This is a genomic window from Bacillus sp. GbtcB10, assembly GCF_019091365.1.
Taxonomy (GTDB): Bacteria; Bacillota; Bacilli; order Bacillales; family Bacillaceae; genus Bacillus; species Bacillus altitudinis.
Map to the genome: position 1 here is coordinate 1 of NZ_JAGXJP010000010.1, position 18425 is coordinate 18425.

Sequence of the window (18425 nt, forward strand, 5' to 3'; positions counted from 1 at the left end):
TCTGTCCGCTCGACTTGCATGTATTAGGCACGCCGCCAGCGTTCGTCCTGAGCCAGGATCAAACTCTCCGAAAAAGTTCAAAACCGAAGTTTTGTTTTTCGCCAGTTTGACTGACTACCTATGAAATATCATAGGATTTTTTTATAAAAACTCGAATTAACAGGTACGTTTTGTCTTGTTTAGTTTTCAAAGAACTTGTTTACCGCTTCAGAAGCGACTAGAACATCTTATCACGTCCAAGTTGTTAGTGTCAACAACTTTTTTGTTATTATGTTTTTTCGTTTCTTCGTCATCAGCGACGTATATTAATTTACCACCATATATAATCAAAGTCAACAATATTTTGCATTAAATAATAAACTTTTCAATTACGACTAAAGCTGCTACACCTGGAATGCCCAACAAACCACTAATTCCACTCGTTACAGGGTTAATGGAAACATGAAGCCCTAAACTCTCACCGAATAAATTGAGACAAAATAAAAAAAGAGCACCTGCGACAAACTTAACTCCAATAAGCCCTAACCATTTGAATGGATTCGCTTGAACACCTGACATAAACAACAATAAAACAGCTAACAAAATTGAACCAATCACAATAACAGGTTCCATAATCCTCTCATCTCCTCTTCATATGAATAGTACAAGCATATGAGAGGATTATGTAAAATAGACCTGCTACCTCCAGTTGTTTAAACGTAAATTTCTCTTTTTCGCTTCTCTCAGATAGAAAAAGTACTTCGCTTGAGCAAGCTTTAATTCGAATAGAATGTCCGGTGAAGGCTCAACGCTATTTGCGACAAGCTTTTTTTGTCTGTTCCATTCTTCCTTTTGCTTAAAAAGCTGTTGAATTAATATCTCATCGAATTCTTTTCGAATTGATTTTCTGCGAAGAAAACCCATGTACCGTACTTCTCCTTCCTACATCTCACGTCTGCCTTCTAGAGCCTTAGAAAGTGTGACTTCATCCGCATACTCTAAGTCTCCACCTACTGGGAGTCCGTGAGCAATGCGAGAGAGTTTAATTCCTGATGGTTTCAACAATCTAGAGATATACATAGCTGTCGCTTCACCCTCAATGTTTGGGTTGGTTGCAAGAATGACCTCTGTGACTTGATCGTCTTGCAATCTTTTTAATAGGTCAGGAATTTTAATATCCTCTGGTCCAATTCCGTCCATTGGTGAAATAGCACCATGAAGCACATGATATAAGCCGTTGTATTCTTTCATTTTTTCCATTGCGATCACATCTTTTGGATCCTGCACGACACAGATCACAGATTGATCTCTTCTTGTATCTTCACAAATATAGCAAGGATCCTGGTCGGTGATATGTCCGCAAACAGAACAATAAGTTAAATTACGCTTTGCATTAACAAGTGCCTTCGCAAAATCCAGCACGACATCTTCTTGCATACTAAGAACAAAAAAAGCCAGACGGACCGCAGTTTTAGGTCCGATTCCTGGCAATTTCATAAAGCTATCAATCAGCTTTGATATTGGTTCAGGATATTGCATCTTCAGTTATTCCTCCTAGAATAAACCTGGCATGTTCATTCCTTTTGTGAATTGACCCATTGTTTCATTCGTTAGTTCATCAACTTTTTTCAATGCATCATTTGTTGCTGCAAGTACAAGGTCTTGAAGCATATCGATGTCTTCAGGATCAACAACTTCTTCATTAATCGCCACATCAATGACTTCTTTTTGTCCATTTACTTTTACAGTGACCATACCGCCACCCGCAGTACCTTCAAGGACTTTTTCTGCAAGCTCTTCTTGAGCCTTAGCCATATCCTTCTGCATTTTTTGCATTTGTTTCATCATTTTTTGCATATTTCCCATTCCACCGCGCATATGAACACCACTCTCTTTCAAATTGTTAATCTTTAATTTCAATTAAATCGGTTCCTACTAACTTCTTTGCTTCTGCAATTAATGGATCTTCTTCAGCAGAAGCTGCCTGACCATCTGCTTGTTCTTCAGGCTGATGATCTCTTAAAAATTCTTCTCTTATTTTACCCCATTGAGCGTCAGGAACGCCAACTAATTCCACTCTTTTTCCTAGCATAGATTCTAGCAGTTGCTCAAGATTGGTTCGAACACCACTTTTATCTTCGGCCACCATCTTACAATGTATTTCAAATTTGAATTTTAAAACAAAGGCATGAGTTGCCGCCGCAACTGGTTCACTATCTGTTAATAGCGCAGCGTGAGATACCTTATTTTGCTGTTTTAATTGGGCAAGAAGCTCTCCCCATTTGCCTTTTATTTTTTCTAGTTCCGGTCGCTTCGCTTCTTTTAAAATCTCATGAATTCGACCGACAGGTGCACGATAGCCATTTTTATTACTCGTTTGAGGTCGAGGTGCTTCCGTTTTTGCTTGAGGACTCTGAGACTGAGTCATTGGAACACCCTCAGCTTTTAGCCTAGATAGCTCCTGTTCCAGCCTGTCTATTTTATTCGTTAACGCTGTTAGGTCGGAATCAGCCGGAGATGATACAGCACCAGCCGTTGACTGACAGAGCTTAACCACAGCTACTTCAAAGAAAATTCTAGGATGGTTTGTCCATTTCATTTCCTGATGGCTTTTATTCAGCACTTCAATCGTTTCATAAAGAAACTGAGGTGCCACACGTTCTGAAAGAGCCACAAACTTATCGTCGACTTTGACTTTTTCAAGGACACCTTCAAGATCCGGTGCTGTTTTGAATAGAAGCATATCTCTAAAGTAGAAGATCATATCCTCTATTAATTTCGCAGCATCTTTCCCCTGTTGAAGCAATTCATTTAACGTATCCAGCGCTATCGCAATATTTTGCTCAAAAATGGCTTCAGCAAGCTGACTAATGAAATGCTGAGATACAGCACCTGTAATGAGCAGTGCATCATCAATTGTGAGCTGTTCACCACTAAATGAGATCGCTTGGTCAAGGAGACTGAGTGCGTCACGCATGCCTCCATCTGCCGCACTAGCAATAATCTCGAGTGAACCCTCTTGTATATTTAGGCTTTCTGCATCTACAATTTTCTCCATTCGTCCAACAATATCTTTTGTCGTGATCCGTTTAAAATCAAATCTCTGACATCTTGATATGATGGTAAGAGGAATCTTATGAGGCTCTGTGGTAGCCAAAATAAAGATACAATGAGCAGGTGGTTCCTCTAGCGTTTTAAGAAGTGCATTAAATGCCCCGATAGAGAGCATATGTACCTCATCTATAATATAAACCTTATATGTAACCGCTGAAGGAGCAAATTTCACTTTATCACGTATATCCCGAATTTCATCTACCCCGTTATTTGAGGCAGCATCTATTTCAATCACGTCTGAAATCGAACCGGTCGTAATCCCTCTACAGGCATCACACTCATTACACGGCTCACTAACAGGTGACTTTTCACAGTTCACTGCTTTAGCAAAAATCTTGGCAGCACTTGTTTTACCTGTTCCTCTAGGACCTGAAAATAAGTAAGCATGAGAAAACTTTTTCTGCAAAAGGGCATTTTGCAACGTTTTTGTGATGTGTTCTTGTCCAACAACATCCTCAAAAACTTGAGGTCTGAACACTCGGTATAAAGCTTGATAACTCACAAATACGCCCTCCTCCATTTATCATCATGTTCATTATACATGATGCAACGATCAATTCAAAAGTACACCTTTATTTTCTAATAAACGAAAAAGAGCATTTCCTTTAAAGACTTTTTACTTTTCTTGATTAAAAAACGTGTTTTCCTGCTTTCTGAAAATGTCTGCCAGATCAATAAGAACATTCGTTCCCTATATGAATTACTTCAAAAAAACCTCACCCTAAAAATGGCTTTTTTGCTATTTGTATAAACAAAACAACTGATATATTCTTTCAATAGCAACAAAAAACTCACCTAGATAAACTAGATGAGTTTCATTTAATATTGATTTACCGTGCACCTTCTGTCGATTCGCTACCCCAAGCGTTACTTAAACAGTTAGCTCGGCCCAGGCAACCCTGCGGCACATGAGAGGTTTCACTTAATGCTGCTTCCTTCCGGACCTGACATGGTTCATGAATTCCCATTGCGCAGGACCCAGACGTCAACACCACTTATTTAAGGCAGACCTTGAAGTAAACGAACCTTGAGAAGGGATTCGGCCTCGCTAGAGCGGATTGCGAGTACAGGGCACCGCTACCTCCCCGCTTAGCACGGCAAAATGAATATTAAATTGTTGGTGACGCAGACATAAGTATACCTTCTAAGTGATAAAATTGCAAACGACATCCATTCATTTACTTTTCGCTTGCTTCTTCTGCTGACGGAGGTCTCGAAAGAACTGACTTAACAGCTCACCACACTCATTTTCAAGCACACCACCAATGACTTCAGACTGATGATTGAACCGCTCATCGTCCAATAAATTCATTAAAGTACCAGCACAACCACCTTTAGGATCATAGGCACCAAAAACGACCTTTTTCACTCTTGAAAGTACAATAGCGCCTGCACACATTGGGCACGGTTCGAGTGTAACATAAAGTACAGCATCTTCTAAACGCCAACTACCAGTCATTTTACACGCTTCATCAATAGCAAGTAATTCCGCATGAGCAATTGATCGCTGTTCACTTTCCCTTAAATTGTGAGCACGGCTTACAATTTGATCATCAACAACGATGACGGCACCGATTGGAACTTCTCCTATTTGTTTTGCTTTCAAAGCTTCAGAAATAGCTTCTTGCATAAACTGTTCATCTTTCGTCATAGCACGGCTCTCTTTTCATGTTTTTTTAAAGGATATTGAGGTTAACATATTATCACAATCTTTTAAAGGGGGTCTTGATTTGCCAAAACAACAAAAGGCACTTCTTATTATTGACATGATCAATAATTTTGATTTCGAAATGGGACATGTGCTCGCTGAAAAAACAGAGCAAATGACCAATAAAATTTTAGCCCTTAAACAACACGCTTTCAAGAAAAATTGGCCAATTATCTATATCAACGACCACTATGGACTCTGGAAGGCTGATATCAAAGCTGTTATGGAAACATGCAAAAACGAAAGAAGTGCCCCTATTTTAGAACAAATGGCACCATCTAAAGATGATTACTTCTTAATTAAACCTAAGCACTCTGCCTTTTACGGAACAGCACTAGAGACACTCCTAAATGAATTAGGTGTGCAAGATCTTATTTTAACTGGAATTGCCGGAAACATCTGTGTCCTGTTCACTGCAAATGACGCTTACATGCGAGAGTACAACCTCACTGTACCTAAAGATTGTATTGCTTCAAATGATGATAGGGACAACGAGTACGCTTTAACGATGATGGAGAACGTTCTTCTTGCCAAAATCACAACCACTAAAGAGATCACGGATGAAAATCAAACATGATTTATCCATCACCCTCATAAATTGTTAGCAATAACAAAGGGGGCGTTGACCATTCAAATTTATGTTGTCAAAAGAGGAGATACATTAAATGAAATTGCCATGCGTTTTAAAACAACGGCAAATGAAATCATTCGGACCAACGACATCGAAACACCAAATCAACTAGTCGTTGGACAAACAATTGTCATCCCTATTAGAGGTCAATTTTATGAGGTCAAACAAAATGATACACTTTATCAAATTGGAAGAAGATTTCAAATTCCGGTAGAAGAATTGGCACGTGTGAATCGGATTCGGCCTGAAGCCATATTGCCTATTCGTTTTTTGCTTTATATTCCACAAAGACCGAAAAGAAATATTAATTCTAATGCTTATATAGAACCTCGCGGAAACCAAGTCAGCGAAAATTTAAAGCAAGCAGCCAGAGAGGCATCTCCATACTTAACACATCTCGGTGCCTTTAGTTTTCAAGCACAAAGAGACGGCACACTTCGCGAGCCACCTTTAGATCAATTACCTCAGATTGCCGCTCAAAGCAGAACGGTTTTAACCATGGTAGTCACAAATCTAGAGAATGATAAATTTAGTGATGAACTCGGGCGAATTCTTTTAACAAATCAAGCTGTCAAAACGACATTATTAAATGAAATCGTCCGCGTTGCTCAAAAGTATCAATTAAAAGAAATCCATTTTGACTTTGAATATTTACGCCCTGTTGATAAAGAAGCTTACCTTCAATTTTTAAGAGAGGCAACAACTCGTTTTCATCAACAGGGTTGGACTATTTCTGTGGCACTCGCTCCTAAAACAAGCAGTGAACAGAAAGGAAAGTGGTATGAGGCGCATGACTATGAAGCAATTGGTAAGATTGTTGATCATGTTGTACTGATGACTTATGAGTGGGGCTACAGCGGCGGGCCTGCACAAGCCGTCTCTCCGATCGGCCCTGTCCGCCAAGTCATTGAATATGCACTGACTGTCATACCTGCCAATAAAATTGTGATGGGGCAGAATTTATATGGTTATGATTGGACGCTTCCTTATGTTCAAGGAGGCCCTATCGCCAAAGCCGTCAGCCCTCAACAAGCGATCGCCATTGCTAGAGAGAATAATGTATCCATTCTATATGACGAAACAGCACAAGCACCTTATTTCCGTTATACAGATGCTAACAACAAAGAACACGAGGTTTGGTTTGAAGACGCAAGATCCATTCAAGCCAAATTTAATCTCATTAAAGAGTTAAACCTAAATGGAATTGCTTACTGGAAATTAGGTCTATCCTTCCCACAAAACTGGTTGTTGTTATCAGATCAATTTAATATTGAAAAAAGAACGACATCGTAATTCATTCGCTCTATCTCTCAGAAGGGGTATGGTACAATATACATTGGTTTGACAACTTTATAGATAGAGGAGAACGCCTATGTATCCTGCCCCTTTTATTGCAGTGGAAGGCCCAATTGGAGCCGGAAAAACAACCTTGGCTACAATGCTTTCAAAGGAATTTCAATTTCCTTTAGTAAAAGAAATTGTAGAAGAAAATCCATTCTTAGATAAATTTTATGAAGATATGGAACAATGGAGCTTTCAGCTTGAGATGTTTTTTCTATGTAATCGGTTTAAACAGTTAGAATCTATTGAAGAGAACTATGTCAAAAAACAGCAGCCGATTGTCACTGATTATCATGTCTATAAAAATATGATATTTGCAGAAAGAACCTTATCCAAAAAGCATATGGATAAATACAGAAAGATCTATCACTTGCTGACAGATGATCTTCCTAAACCAAATGCCATGATCTATATAAAAGCCAGCCTTCCCACCTTACTTGATAGAATAAAGATGAGAGGCCGATCTTTTGAAGAAGACATTGATCCAGCTTATTTAAAAACCCTGATTGAAGATTATGAGTTGGCCATCGAGCATTTAAAACAAACTGACCCAGGGCTTCCTATCATTACAATTGAAGGCGATCATACAGACTTCGTTTCCTCACAGCAAGATTACCAGCAAATTGTACAGAACATAAAGGAGCAAGTACTATGAAAAATATTGAAATACCAAAGGATGCTGTCATTACAATTGCAGGTACAGTTGGTGTCGGAAAATCGACCATGACGAAAACAATAGCGGACAAGCTAGGGTTTCAAACTTCTCTCGAAAAAGTAGATGATAATCCATACTTAGAGCCTTTTTATTCAGATTTCCAAAGATGGAGCTTTCATTTACAGGTCTATTTTCTAGCTGAACGTTTTAAGGAACAGAAACGAATCTTCGAGTCTGGTGGAGGTTATGTACAAGATCGGTCAATTTATGAGGACACTGGCATTTTTGCTAAAATGCACGCAGACAAAGGTACCATGTCAGAGGTAGACTATGAAACGTATACAAGTCTATTTGAGGCGATGGTGATGACACCTTACTTCCCTCACCCAGATGTCCTCATTTACTTACATGGGGATTTAGATCATATATTACATCGTATTGAAGAGCGCGGGAGAGAGATGGAAACTCAAACCGATCGAGCATATTGGGAAGAAATGTACACTCGATATACGGAATGGATTGAACAATTTGATCTGTGCCCTGTGATTAAAATTAATATTGAAGATTACGACTTACTTCATGATGAAAGCTCACTTGATCCAATTCTTCATGAAATTGCTTCTGTTATTCAAAAAAATCGCTCTAACACAAAATAAAAAAAACCGCTGCATTTCTCGAATGCAGCGGTTTGACAATTTCCAATTTTTATGCGTTTCAATTCAACTAAGGTAAAATCAATATGGCGGAGGAAGAGGGATTCGAACCCCCGCGGGCTTTGACACCCCTGTCGGTTTTCAAGACCGATCCCTTCAGCCGGACTTGGGTATTCCTCCGTATCGACAAGAATTAATATATCATATCATCTTATTTTAAGTCAACATCTTTTCGAAAAAAATTTCAACATTTGATTTTGGTATGATGTTTAGCCTATAAAAAGCTAAAATGAACTTTATTTTAGCCTTTTGTCTTCTTTTCAGCGTAATAGAAAACCTTTGAAGTCTAGGAAGGACGAGTACTGGCGCGGAGCGAATTTGGCATTCGTGAGCACCAGCACGCAGGACTGACAAAGAATGCGAGGGTTTGTCTACACGCTGAAGCAGCCGATTATCGGCTGCTCTTCATTTATTACGTATCCTGTCTAATTTCTTCAATAAAAAGATTCATCTCTTCTTTAAAATCATTTAATGACTCAATAATCTTTGTAAAGTCTGTCACTTGTTTAGCTTGTTCGTTTGTTGAACTGCTGATTTGTGAGATATTTTCAGATAAAGTGCCAATGCTGTCTTGGATTTCTTTTAAAAATGCATTAATGGTTTCAGCTGCTTCCTTTGATCCATCTGATAACTTACGTACCTCGTCTGCAACAACAGCAAAGCCTTTTCCATTTTCACCTGCTCTTGCCGCTTCAATTGCAGCATTGAGTCCTAACAGGTTTGTTTGTCTCGCAATACCGCCAATGGTTTTGACGACTTCTTCAATGTTTGCGGATTTCTCTTCTGCTCTTCCGGCCTGCTCGCTAATTTCTAAGCTTGTCGCAGCCAGTTCTTGAGAATGAGCAGCAATTTGCTCAATTCCACCTTGTAACTCTTTCGCTACTTTATTGATATGTTCCATATAGCCGCTTAATTTCTTCTCACGATGATGTGAAAAAGCCACTAAAAAAGAGCCAATCACTTTTCTATCTTCATCAAAAATCGGATAACCTTTTACAGCAATTTCATAACCATATAAAGACTCTGGCAAATGCCCATCATATTCTTGTCCTCTTAATGTCGTCGCCACGTTTTGGTCCTCTGGGTTTAAAGCGTCCCCTACTTTAATGCCAAAATCTACTGTGGTCGATGGATAATAGCAAAGTACCTTTTCTGTATCAGTGATGCCGAAAAGAACACTTTCATCTAGAACTTTTCTGAGTAATTGAGCCATTTCAACATAATAGTCAAGCCTATTCAAGGTTATTCCTTCTTTCCTAGATGCTTTTAGTTCTTTTATCGGCTTATTTTAGAAAAGCTGTAGAAGTTTAGGTAAAAAGAATAAGATGCCATGACGGCATCTTATTTTATCACTTCTTTATTTCCCATATAAGGACGTAACACCTCAGGAATAATCACTGTTCCATCCTCTTGTTGATAGTTTTCTAAAATGGCTGCAACAGTTCTTCCTACTGCTAAACCAGATCCATTTAATGTGTGGACGTGTTCTGGCTTTGCTTTAGGCTCAGGGCGGAAACGAATGTTTGCTCGTCTCGCTTGGAACGCTTCAAAGTTACTGCAAGAAGAAATTTCACGATACGTATTTTGGCTTGGAATCCATACTTCGATATCGTATTTCTTCGCAGCCGTAAAGCCTAAATCTCCTGTACACATGCTCATGACACGGTATGGCAGGTTCAATAATTGAAGAACTTTTTCTGCTTGGTTTGTTAGTTTTTCTAATTCTTCATAAGAATCTTCTGGTCTGACAAATTTCACAAGCTCTACTTTGTTAAATTGGTGCTGACGGATGAGTCCGCGCGTATCTCTGCCAGCAGAACCAGCTTCTGATCTAAAGCAAGCACTAAATGCTGCATAATTGATTGGCAGCTGCTCTCCTTCAAGAATTTCGTCACGGTGCATGTTCGTAATTGGCACTTCAGCCGTTGGAATGAGGAAATAATCTTCTTCTCGAATTTTAAAAGCATCCTCTTCAAACTTTGGAAGCTGTCCGGTTCCTGTCATGCTTGCTCTGTTGACCATATAAGGTGGTAGTACTTCAGTAAAACCAAATTCATCTACGTGTAAATCCAACATAAAGTTATAAAGTGCACGCTCTAACCGTGCGCCTAGCCCTTTATAAAAAACGAAACGGCTTCCTGTCACTTTTCCTGCACGTTCAAAATCCAAAATTTTCAGCTCATCCGCTACATCCCAATGCGGCTTTGGTTCAAATGAGAAGGCTGGCTGTTCGCCCCATTTTCTCACTTCAATGTTGTCATCTTCTGTTTCACCGACTGGTACAGAGTCATGAGGGATGTTTGGAATTGAGAATAGGATGGTTTGCAGGCTTTCCTCTACTGTTCTTAATTCATCATCCAACTTCTTAATCTCATCGCCTACCTCACGCATTTCTTGAATAATGTGATCGGCGTCTTTCTTTTCTCTTTTTAGAACAGCCACTTGCTGTGATACTTCATTTCTTCGGCTCTTTAATACTTCTGTTTTGCCGATTAATTCTCTTCTTTTTTGATCCAGTTCACCAAACTTATCAAAATCCGCTAAATCTTCGCCTCGATGGGCTAATTTTTCTTTGATTTGATCAAAATCCGTGCGCAGTTGTTTAATATCCAGCATGTGTAACACTCCTTTTTTATCGAAAAATAAAAAGAGCCCTCATCCCATGAAAGGGACGAGAGCTCTCGCGTTGCCACCCTGATTGAAAACACGCCAAAAGCATGCTTTCCTCTTTCCTCTGTAACGGCATCACCGTAAATGCTTACTTCATGTTTCAGCATTTCGCTCAAGGATGGATTCAGAATGCATCTTTCACCGATTCTCACCAACCATCGGCTCTCTGAGAAAGAGGGGCTTCTTACTATTTCCCGTCAACGCTTTTTCGATCTTTGATTGTGATTTTAATGTACTATAAGTTTTATCTCTTTTCAACCGTTTTATACAGCAAGCTTCGTTTTATAGGACTCCACCATCTCAACAAACAGCTGTGTTAACCGATGGTCATCTGTCAGCTCTGGATGAAAAGAACAACCTAAGATATTGTTTTCTTTCGCCATCACAATCCTGCCGTCATACTCAGCCATGACCTCTACGCTCTCATTTGCGCTGATGATATGTGGGGCACGGATGAACACACCTGTAAACGGCGCATCCAGTCCTTTCACTTCTACATCTGCTTCAAAGCTGTCTACCTGTCTGCCAAACGAATTACGTGCAACAGATACATTTAACAGTCCAAGATGAGCATCTTCTCGATCTTCTATATGCTTTGCCAGCATAATCAAACCGGCACAAGTCCCAAATATCGGTTTACCTTGAGCAGCGAACGCTTTAATCGGTTCAATGAATTGGTACGTATCCATGAGTCTTCTCATCGTCGTACTTTCACCACCAGGGATAATGAGACCGTCAACAATTTCTAACTCCTCTACCCGCTTGATGATCTTTCCCGCTGCGCCACACGCTTCAATCGATTGAATATGCTCTCTCACCGCTCCTTGAAGCCCTAGTACACCAATTGTTAGCATGTTCGTTTGCGCTCCCTTAATTACCAGCCACGCTCTTGCATACGCTCTTCTGGCAATAGATTTGAAATTTCAATTCCTTTCATCGCTGTTCCAAGCTCTTTAGAAAGCTCTGCAATTAGACGGTAATCTGTGAAATGAGTCGTTGCTTCTACGATCGCTTTTGCAAATTTAGCTGGATTGTCTGATTTGAAGATACCAGAGCCGACAAATACACCATCTGCTCCAAGCTGCATCATGAGTGCTGCATCTGCTGGTGTCGCAACACCTCCAGCTGCAAAGTTTACAACTGGCAATTTGCCTTCTTTTTTAATTTGAAGCAATAATTCATAAGGTGCGCCCAGATTCTTGGCTTCTGTCATCAATTCATCTTCACTCATTGCCGCCACTTTACGAATTTGAGCATTGACCTTTCTCATATGACGAACAGCTTCTACAATATTTCCTGTACCAGGCTCACCTTTTGTACGAAGCATAGATGCACCTTCTGCAATACGACGAGTCGCCTCACCTAGATCACGGCAGCCACATACGAAAGGAACCGTGTATTCATTTTTATTTAAATGGAATTCCTCATCTGCGGGCGTCAGCACTTCACTCTCATCAATATAATCAACACCAAGTGCTTCAAGAACACGAGCTTCCACGATGTGACCGATACGTGCTTTTGCCATGACTGGAATCGTTACTGCATTTTGTACTTCTTCTACGATTCTTGGGTCTGCCATACGGGCAACACCGCCTGCTGCACGGATGTCAGCTGGTACTCGTTCTAGTGCCATTACTGCCACTGCGCCTGCTTCTTCTGCGATTTTTGCCTGCTCAGCATTGACGACATCCATAATGACGCCACCTTTTTGCATTTCTGCCATTCCACGTTTTACTCGTTCAGTTCCCTTATTGCTCACAATTGTTTCCTCCCATTTGTCTATTCGATTAATTCAACACCTTTATCATACAAGCGTTAGAGTATAACAATAAAGAGAATAGTATAACAATTCAATTAGCTCATAAAAAAGAAGAAACCCTTATATATCAAAGTTTCATAGTTAAAAAAGCATCATTCCCTCTTTTAAGTGTTATTAACATGTTATAATACATCTATAACAATTCGAAACATCTATAACAATTCCACACCCATTGGAGGATTTTCATGCATATTGATATCCATCGACATTCAGATACATCTCTTTCGAATCAGATTTACTTTTCCATCGTTGATCACATTCAATCAGGTCTGCTTCAGCAAGGCGATAAGCTGCCGACTGTACGTGATCTAGCGAAACAGCTGAATGTAAGTCTTGTCACAGCAGCAAAAGCCTATACACGGCTTAAGGACGACGGATTTTTAACGACTGTACAAGGAAAAGGTACGTTTGTGAATGAGCAGCATGAGCAAACTGACATCCCGGTTCAGTCATCTACTTCTTTCGATTGGCAGTTATCGATCCCTGATTATTTACCAAGGTCTCAATTCGCTCAGTATCACTATGTCGAAGAAGCCATTAATCTTTCTTCCTCTATGATTGATCCTGGTCTTTTACCTAACCGGTATTTAGAAAAAGAAATGCAGCATGTTCTGGCCCGGCATCCTCAAATCATGTCAAAATACGGAGAAATACAAGGTGACCTTCAGCTTCGTCAGGTCATTCAATCATTTCTAGAAAAATTAGATGTCCCTTCTACTCCTGAAAATATCCTTGTCACTAGCGGTTCTCAGCAAGGGCTTGATTTAGTGGCACGTACATTTATCGGGCCGGATGATGTAGTTGTCATGGAGGCGCCCACCTATCCAGGCGCAATTGATGTCTTTATGGGGAGAGGGGCACGAATTATTACGGTTCCTGTCGACCATGAAGGAATGAACATGAAACAGCTTCAAAGCATTTGTGATAAATATAAACCAAAGCTCATCTATACCATTCCTACTTTTCACAGTCCTACAGGCGCCAGTATGTCGATGAAACGAAGAAAACAGCTGCTTTTACTGGCACAAAGCATTGATTGTCTCATTGTAGAGGATGATCCTTATCGTGAGCTTTATTTTGAAAAGAAACCGCCGGCACCCATTAAAAGCCTAGATCACGATGGACACGTCATATATTTACGAGGATTAAGCAAGACACTGGCTCCAGGATGCAGAATTGGAATTATTACAGCGTCAGGCTCTATATTTAACCGTTTATTAGCTGCAAAAGCCAATAATGATTTAGGGAGCCCGCTTCTCACCCAAAAGGCGATCTTACCGTTTCTCACTTCCAAGAAAATGATCGATCATACGAAAAAATTAAGAACTGCCTTGAAGGTGAGACGCGATTTGATGATGGATGTGTTGACAAAGCATGCGCCAAAGGACGTCACCTGGCAAATCCCACAGGGCGGGCTCAATTTGTGGCTTAGCTTTCCTTCCTGGGTCGATACACGTGCCCTATTACATGAGGCACGGAAGCAACAAATCACCTTCCTGCCTGGCTCTGTCTGCTATCCTGGGGAGCCGAAGCAGAATTATATACGTCTGAGTTTTTCTTATGTGAATGAAAAGGCACTGACGGAAGGTATGGAAAAGTTATGTGGTATTTTTCAGCAGGCCTTGTCTACACCTCAAAACCACAAACAATCTCTTTTCTTTTAACGATAAAAAAACTGCTCTCACATAAAGAGAGCAGTTTTTTATTAGAACCAACCTTTTACTGTGTCGACGATTCCGCCCCAAATGCCAGCGAAGAATCCACCTACACCACGCATTGCAAGGATGAACCAGTTTGCTTTTTCATCACCTGTTTTCGTCACAAGCTCAACACCTGATTGGTCTTTACTCAAATAGCCGTAGTCCTTCTCATCACCAGAATAAGAAGTCGTCAGCATGCCAACCTTCGTTCCTTTTTTAATAGGAGCTTCTAGGTTCTTTTTATCAATATTTACTTTCGCTTTATAGCTCTTCTCGTCACCATTTTTAACCGGTACAGAGAAAGCTTCTTTCGTCACGACGGGTACTTCTTTATCTTTCCCTTTATCGACTTCGATGTTTTCATGTCCCTTGATTTGTTGGCCTTTTTTGTACATTTCTTTCATCGTAAAGTTTTTAAAGGCATAATCGAACAATTTTTTCGCCACATCAAAACGAGCTGTATGAAGATTCCCTTTAGCATTCAGGACAACTGCGATCACACGCATGTCACCACGTTTTGCTGTACCTGTGAAGCTAGAACCAGCTGAATCAGTAGAGCCCGTTTTCAGACCGTCTACGCCTTCATATTCTTTCACAAGTCCTTTAAGCATAAAGTTCCAGTTTGGCATGTCCATTTCGTCATCTGTGCCTTCTCTGAACTTTGTTTTCGCGATGCTTGCTGTTTCAAGAATTTCTGGATGATCTTTGATGAGATGCTGTGCAAGCAAAGCCATATCCTTTGCGGAAACTTCGCTTTCTTCATCAGGTCCCGTACCTTTTGGCTGTTTGCCATGTAAGTCTTTATTTTCTAATCCAGTTGCATTCACGAATTTGTAATTGGTTAAGCCAAGTTCTTTTGCTTTTGCATTCATTTTTTCAACAAACTTTGATTCTGATCCAGCGATTACCTCTGCTAGACCAATTGCTGCTGCATTTGCTGAATAAATAGCCGTTGCTTGATAAAGTTCTTTGACAGTATACGAACCATCTTTTCTCAATGGAACATTGGATAAACTGCGGTCCTGAGAAATTTCGTACACGTAATCATCTGGCGTATATGTTTGATCCCATTTCACTTTGCCTTCAGCAATTGCCTCTAGTAATAGATACTCTGTCATCATCTTTGCCATACTTGCAATAGGCAGTCTTTGTTCTGCGTTTTTACTATAAAGAATTTTACCTGTAGAAGCTTCAATAAGGATGGCTGCTTTCGCATTCACATTGAATGGATCTTCAGCTGCTTTTGCTTTGGACATTGGGGTAAATGCAGTAACAATCAATGCCAATGCAAGGATAGAGACCATAAGCTGTTTCAACATCTTGCTGTTCAATCGTCATACCTCCGTATTCATCTTTTTTCGACGTTTTTCATATATATTTAATCCACAAGGGCTTATTTCGACACAACAGTATAAATTTTATCACAATAAAGACAAAAAAAATAGACAGAGTCATAGACCCTGTCAAATGTAATTTGATTGTCACAATTTATCAAGAAATTGTGTAGTTTGGTGATTCTTTTGTAATTTGTACATCATGTGGATGGCTCTCACGAAGACCTGCACCTGTCATGCGAATGAATTGTGCTTCTTCTCTAAGAGTACGTAAGTCCTGTGTTCCACAGTAGCCCATACCAGAGCGAATACCGCCAACGAGTTGGTAAACAGTGTCAACAACTGGTCCTTTATACGGTGTACGTCCTTCGATACCTTCTGGAACGAATTTTTTGTTATCTTCTTGGAAGTAACGATCTTTACTTCCTTTTTCCATTGCAGCAACAGAACCCATACCACGATATACTTTGAAACGTCTGCCTTGGAAAATTTCTGTTTCTCCTGGGCTTTCAGATGTACCAGCAAGAAGGCTTCCCAGCATAACAGCATGTCCACCAGAAGCTAATGCTTTCACGATATCACCTGAATATTTAATTCCACCATCTGCAATAATAGATTTACCATGCTTTCTTGCTTCTGTTGCACAGTCATAAATCGCTGTGATTTGTGGTACACCGACCCCTGCAACAACACGTGTTGTACAAATCGATCCTGGTCCAATACCCACTTTTACAATATCTGCTCCAGCTTCAAACAATGCTTTTGTTGCTTCAGCTGTTGCAACGTTACCAGCAATGATATTAAGAGAAGGATACGTTTCACGGATTTTCGATACAGTGTCTAGAACACCTTGAGAATGACCGTGTGCTGTATCAATGACGATCACATCAACATTGGCTTCTACTAATTTTTTCACACGAGTCATTGTATCGCCAGTGACACCTACAGCGGCACCAACAATTAAACGGCCATGTGCATCTTTAGAGGAGTTAGGGAATTCGATCACTTTTTCAATATCTTTGATGGTGATGAGACCTTTTAATGTTCCTTCGTCATCTAAAAGAGGTAATTTTTCAATTTTATATTGCTGAAGGATTTTTTCAGCTTCTTCTAATGTTGTTCCAACAGAAGCTGTCACAAGTTCCTCTTTTGTCATCACGTCGCTAATCTTCATTGAATAATCCGAAATAAAACGAAGGTCACGGTTGGTAATAATCCCAACAAGCTTTTGATCTTGTTCGTTATTAACAATCGGTACACCAGAAATACGATATTTACCCATTAAATGTTCTGCATCGAATACTTGATGATCCGGTGTTAAGAAAAATGGATTTGTAATAACACCACGCTCTGAACGTTTTACCTTGTCCACTTGTTCAGCTTGCTGCTCAATAGACATGTTCTTATGGATGATTCCAAGACCACCTTGACGTGCCATTGCAATCGCCATTTGTGATTCCGTCACAGTATCCATTCCTGCACTAATAATTGGAATGTTCAGCTTTAAAGTGCTTGTTAACTCAACTGATAAATTGACATCACGCGGAAGCACCTCAGACTTTGCTGGAACAAGCAACACATCGTCAAACGTCAAACCTTCTTTTGAAAATTTACTTTCCCACATTAGTAAATCCCCCTCTTTTCGGCAAAATATTATATGTAGATTATCAACTAGGAAACAGCATGTCAAGGAAGCAACAAACAGTTGCAATTTTTAGAAAATATAAAGAGAGTTGAGGAAGAAGATGAAAAGTTCAGGATGGAAGGATTTAAAACGTTTTTACTCACTTGAAACTTCCCAAAAGTTTCTATTTCAACAGTACGAGAAACGGAACATTCAGGAGGCAAACCAGCAGGCCTATAAAAACTGTGAACGATTTATTTACTTTTTAAAGCACGGTCATACATTTTATGACCAAGCCGCATCAGCTCCACTTGAACTAAAACCGATTTTATTGTTTTATGGAATGGCACAGCTGTTAAAGGCATGTTTGCTGACAGTGGATCCCGACTATCCGTCTCAAACCTCTGTCTTAGCTCACGGCGTCACCTCAAGAAAAAGAAAGAAGCAACATTATCGTTTTAGTGAGGATGAAGTCAAGATTCAGCGAAACGGATTATGTATGCATGTATTAAAGCACTTATTTCATTTAAATGGTCTTGAAGATGAACGATTTACGATGATCAATCTCCTTTCAAAAATACCTGAAATGGGTCATATTCTGGAGTTTCAAAAACAACCCTCTACTTTAGTGAAAGTAGAACAAGCAAATGGCATGTTGATTCAAGATCATATTCCCTTGCTCTATAACATGTCTGCCGAACGTTTTATTGAATATTTTGAGTTCCATACAACTTGGAAGCTTAAGCAACGAGAAGCTAAAAAACTAACATTTGATGTATTTTCAGAAGAAAACCCTGCTCTTGCTACTCATCTTCATTATGATTTAGAGATGAATCAATGGTTCATTCCAGCAACACGAGATGCCTTTTTAGGGATTCCTGAGATCATTAGCCATTACTTGTTAATGTATAACCTCAGTATGATTGCCCGCTACGAAACAGAATGGTGGTACGAGCTTTTATCTCAATATATTAGTGATGATTATGTCATGATTGAACGTTATATGGAGATTGCAGAGGACAAGTTTCCGGCTTATATCATGATGCTGCTAGAAGAAAACACAAAAAAGACCAGTTCCGACTGGAACTGATCCTTTGAAAAGCTTGGCGGCGTCCTACTCTCACAGGGGGAAACCCC

At 39.8% G+C, this 18425-nt stretch carries 17 protein-coding genes, 1 tRNA gene, 1 rRNA gene, 1 other RNA gene, 1 pseudogene and 1 other annotated feature; of the genes and pseudogenes, 6 read left to right on the top strand and 15 right to left on the bottom strand.

Annotation, left to right across the window (positions count from 1 at the left end; genetic code table 11):
* The 8 genes from KVT11_RS19390 to tadA form a co-directional block, all read right to left on the bottom strand.
* Window positions 1-74: ribosomal RNA gene (locus KVT11_RS19390) — 16S ribosomal RNA — on the bottom strand; the annotation flags it as partial.
* Between the two features lie 274 nt (window positions 75-348).
* The gene (locus KVT11_RS19395) at window positions 349-612 is read right to left on the bottom strand and encodes a pro-sigmaK processing inhibitor BofA family protein (protein WP_008342006.1); all 264 of its coding nucleotides are present in this window, start codon (window positions 610-612) and stop codon (window positions 349-351) included.
* A 66-nt stretch (window positions 613-678) separates the two neighbouring features.
* Window positions 679-903 (bottom strand): YaaL family protein, encoded by a 225-nt coding sequence (locus KVT11_RS19400; RefSeq protein WP_008342008.1) that lies wholly within the window; start codon window positions 901-903, stop codon window positions 679-681.
* Between the two features lie 18 nt (window positions 904-921).
* Window positions 922-1518, bottom strand: a complete 597-nt coding sequence (gene recR, locus KVT11_RS19405; protein ID WP_003218094.1) for a recombination protein RecR — start codon at window positions 1516-1518, stop codon at window positions 922-924.
* 15 nt (window positions 1519-1533) lie between these two features.
* Complete coding sequence (locus KVT11_RS19410; RefSeq protein WP_025206594.1) at window positions 1534-1857, bottom strand: YbaB/EbfC family nucleoid-associated protein; 324 nt, start codon at window positions 1855-1857, stop codon at window positions 1534-1536.
* Between the two features lie 25 nt (window positions 1858-1882).
* Window positions 1883-3595: a DNA polymerase III subunit gamma/tau gene (gene dnaX, locus KVT11_RS19415; protein ID WP_017359011.1), complete on the bottom strand. Its 1713-nt coding sequence runs from the start codon at window positions 3593-3595 to the stop codon at window positions 1883-1885.
* 331 nt (window positions 3596-3926) lie between these two features.
* Window positions 3927-4191: signal recognition particle sRNA large type (ffs, locus tag KVT11_RS19420), an RNA gene on the bottom strand.
* A 76-nt stretch (window positions 4192-4267) separates the two neighbouring features.
* On the bottom strand, window positions 4268-4744 hold the full coding sequence (gene tadA, locus KVT11_RS19425; protein ID WP_007496052.1) for a tRNA adenosine(34) deaminase TadA: 477 nt from the start codon (window positions 4742-4744) through the stop codon (window positions 4268-4270).
* Window positions 4745-4823: 79 nt separating this feature from the next.
* Between tadA and KVT11_RS19430 the strand changes: the two genes are divergently transcribed.
* The 4 genes from KVT11_RS19430 (at window position 4824) to KVT11_RS19445 (ending at window position 8084) form a co-directional block, all read left to right on the top strand.
* Window positions 4824-5378 carry a cysteine hydrolase family protein gene (locus KVT11_RS19430; protein WP_017359012.1) on the top strand — a complete coding sequence of 185 codons (555 nt, stop codon included), beginning with the start codon at window positions 4824-4826 and terminating at the stop codon, window positions 5376-5378.
* A gap of 99 nt (window positions 5379-5477) precedes the next feature.
* The gene (locus tag KVT11_RS19435) at window positions 5478-6725 is read left to right on the top strand and encodes a glycoside hydrolase family 18 protein (protein WP_231947239.1); all 1248 of its coding nucleotides are present in this window, start codon (window positions 5478-5480) and stop codon (window positions 6723-6725) included.
* 79 nt (window positions 6726-6804) lie between these two features.
* Entirely contained in the window at window positions 6805-7428 is a 624-nt protein-coding gene (locus KVT11_RS19440; RefSeq protein WP_017366700.1) for a deoxynucleoside kinase, read from the top strand.
* Window positions 7425-8084: a deoxynucleoside kinase gene (locus tag KVT11_RS19445; protein ID WP_024719578.1), complete on the top strand. Its 660-nt coding sequence runs from the start codon at window positions 7425-7427 to the stop codon at window positions 8082-8084. Before KVT11_RS19440 ends, KVT11_RS19445 begins: the two co-directional genes overlap by 4 nt.
* An 84-nt stretch (window positions 8085-8168) precedes the next feature.
* On the opposite strand, the gene KVT11_RS19450 is transcribed toward KVT11_RS19445, so the two are convergent.
* The 5 genes and pseudogenes from KVT11_RS19450 to pdxS form a co-directional block, all read right to left on the bottom strand.
* A tRNA-Ser gene (locus tag KVT11_RS19450) sits at window positions 8169-8261 on the bottom strand.
* Window positions 8262-8553: 292 nt separating this feature from the next.
* A pseudogene (locus KVT11_RS21590) lies at window positions 8554-8886 on the bottom strand (methyl-accepting chemotaxis protein); the annotation flags it as partial.
* A gap of 596 nt (window positions 8887-9482) precedes the next feature.
* Window positions 9483-10757, bottom strand: a complete 1275-nt coding sequence (gene serS / locus KVT11_RS19460; protein WP_008342028.1) for a serine--tRNA ligase — start codon at window positions 10755-10757, stop codon at window positions 9483-9485.
* Between the two features lie 48 nt (window positions 10758-10805).
* Window positions 10806-11021, bottom strand: a binding site (T-box leader).
* A gap of 53 nt (window positions 11022-11074) precedes the next feature.
* The gene (pdxT, locus tag KVT11_RS19465) at window positions 11075-11665 is read right to left on the bottom strand and encodes a pyridoxal 5'-phosphate synthase glutaminase subunit PdxT (protein WP_116307718.1); all 591 of its coding nucleotides are present in this window, start codon (window positions 11663-11665) and stop codon (window positions 11075-11077) included.
* Between the two features lie 20 nt (window positions 11666-11685).
* Window positions 11686-12570, bottom strand: coding sequence for a pyridoxal 5'-phosphate synthase lyase subunit PdxS (gene pdxS / locus KVT11_RS19470; RefSeq protein ID WP_008342033.1), 885 nt, complete (start codon window positions 12568-12570; stop codon window positions 11686-11688).
* 245 nt (window positions 12571-12815) lie between these two features.
* Between pdxS and pdxR the strand changes: the two genes are divergently transcribed.
* Window positions 12816-14294, top strand: a complete 1479-nt coding sequence (gene pdxR / locus KVT11_RS19475; RefSeq protein ID WP_008342034.1) for a MocR-like pyridoxine biosynthesis transcription factor PdxR — start codon at window positions 12816-12818, stop codon at window positions 14292-14294.
* A 41-nt stretch (window positions 14295-14335) separates the two neighbouring features.
* Here the strand turns inward: pdxR and KVT11_RS19480 are convergent, their stop codons facing one another.
* Together KVT11_RS19480 and guaB are read right to left on the bottom strand one after the other, a co-directional pair.
* On the bottom strand, window positions 14336-15661 hold the full coding sequence (locus KVT11_RS19480; RefSeq protein WP_008342036.1) for a D-alanyl-D-alanine carboxypeptidase family protein: 1326 nt from the start codon (window positions 15659-15661) through the stop codon (window positions 14336-14338).
* Between the two features lie 160 nt (window positions 15662-15821).
* The gene (gene guaB, locus KVT11_RS19485; RefSeq protein WP_008342039.1) at window positions 15822-17288 is read right to left on the bottom strand and encodes an IMP dehydrogenase; all 1467 of its coding nucleotides are present in this window, start codon (window positions 17286-17288) and stop codon (window positions 15822-15824) included.
* A gap of 121 nt (window positions 17289-17409) precedes the next feature.
* On the opposite strand from guaB, the gene KVT11_RS19490 reads away from it, so the two are divergent.
* Entirely contained in the window at window positions 17410-18378 is a 969-nt protein-coding gene (locus tag KVT11_RS19490; protein ID WP_039962409.1) for a YaaC family protein, read from the top strand.
* The last annotated feature ends 47 nt before the right edge of the window (window positions 18379-18425 follow it).

What these genes read in the sequence shown, in the direction of transcription:
- KVT11_RS19395 (WP_008342006.1), bottom strand. Translation starts at nt 612, where the DNA reads ATGGAACCTGTTATTGTGATTGGTTCAATTTTGTTAGCTGTTTTATTG.
- pdxT (WP_116307718.1), bottom strand. Translation starts at nt 11,665, where the DNA reads ATGCTAACAATTGGTGTACTAGGGCTTCAAGGAGCGGTGAGAGAGCAT.
- KVT11_RS19440 (WP_017366700.1), top strand. Translation starts at nt 6,805, where the DNA reads ATGTATCCTGCCCCTTTTATTGCAGTGGAAGGCCCAATTGGAGCCGGA.
- recR (WP_003218094.1), bottom strand. Translation starts at nt 1,518, where the DNA reads ATGCAATATCCTGAACCAATATCAAAGCTGATTGATAGCTTTATGAAA.
- KVT11_RS19445 (WP_024719578.1), top strand. Translation starts at nt 7,425, where the DNA reads ATGAAAAATATTGAAATACCAAAGGATGCTGTCATTACAATTGCAGGT.
- tadA (WP_007496052.1), bottom strand. Translation starts at nt 4,744, where the DNA reads ATGACGAAAGATGAACAGTTTATGCAAGAAGCTATTTCTGAAGCTTTG.
- KVT11_RS19435 (WP_231947239.1), top strand. Translation starts at nt 5,478, where the DNA reads ATGCGTTTTAAAACAACGGCAAATGAAATCATTCGGACCAACGACATC.
- KVT11_RS19490 (WP_039962409.1), top strand. Translation starts at nt 17,410, where the DNA reads ATGAAAAGTTCAGGATGGAAGGATTTAAAACGTTTTTACTCACTTGAA.
- KVT11_RS19400 (WP_008342008.1), bottom strand. Translation starts at nt 903, where the DNA reads ATGGGTTTTCTTCGCAGAAAATCAATTCGAAAAGAATTCGATGAGATA.
- pdxR (WP_008342034.1), top strand. Translation starts at nt 12,816, where the DNA reads ATGCATATTGATATCCATCGACATTCAGATACATCTCTTTCGAATCAG.
- guaB (WP_008342039.1), bottom strand. Translation starts at nt 17,288, where the DNA reads ATGTGGGAAAGTAAATTTTCAAAAGAAGGTTTGACGTTTGACGATGTG.
- serS (WP_008342028.1), bottom strand. Translation starts at nt 10,757, where the DNA reads ATGCTGGATATTAAACAACTGCGCACGGATTTTGATCAAATCAAAGAA.
- KVT11_RS19410 (WP_025206594.1), bottom strand. Translation starts at nt 1,857, where the DNA reads ATGCGCGGTGGAATGGGAAATATGCAAAAAATGATGAAACAAATGCAA.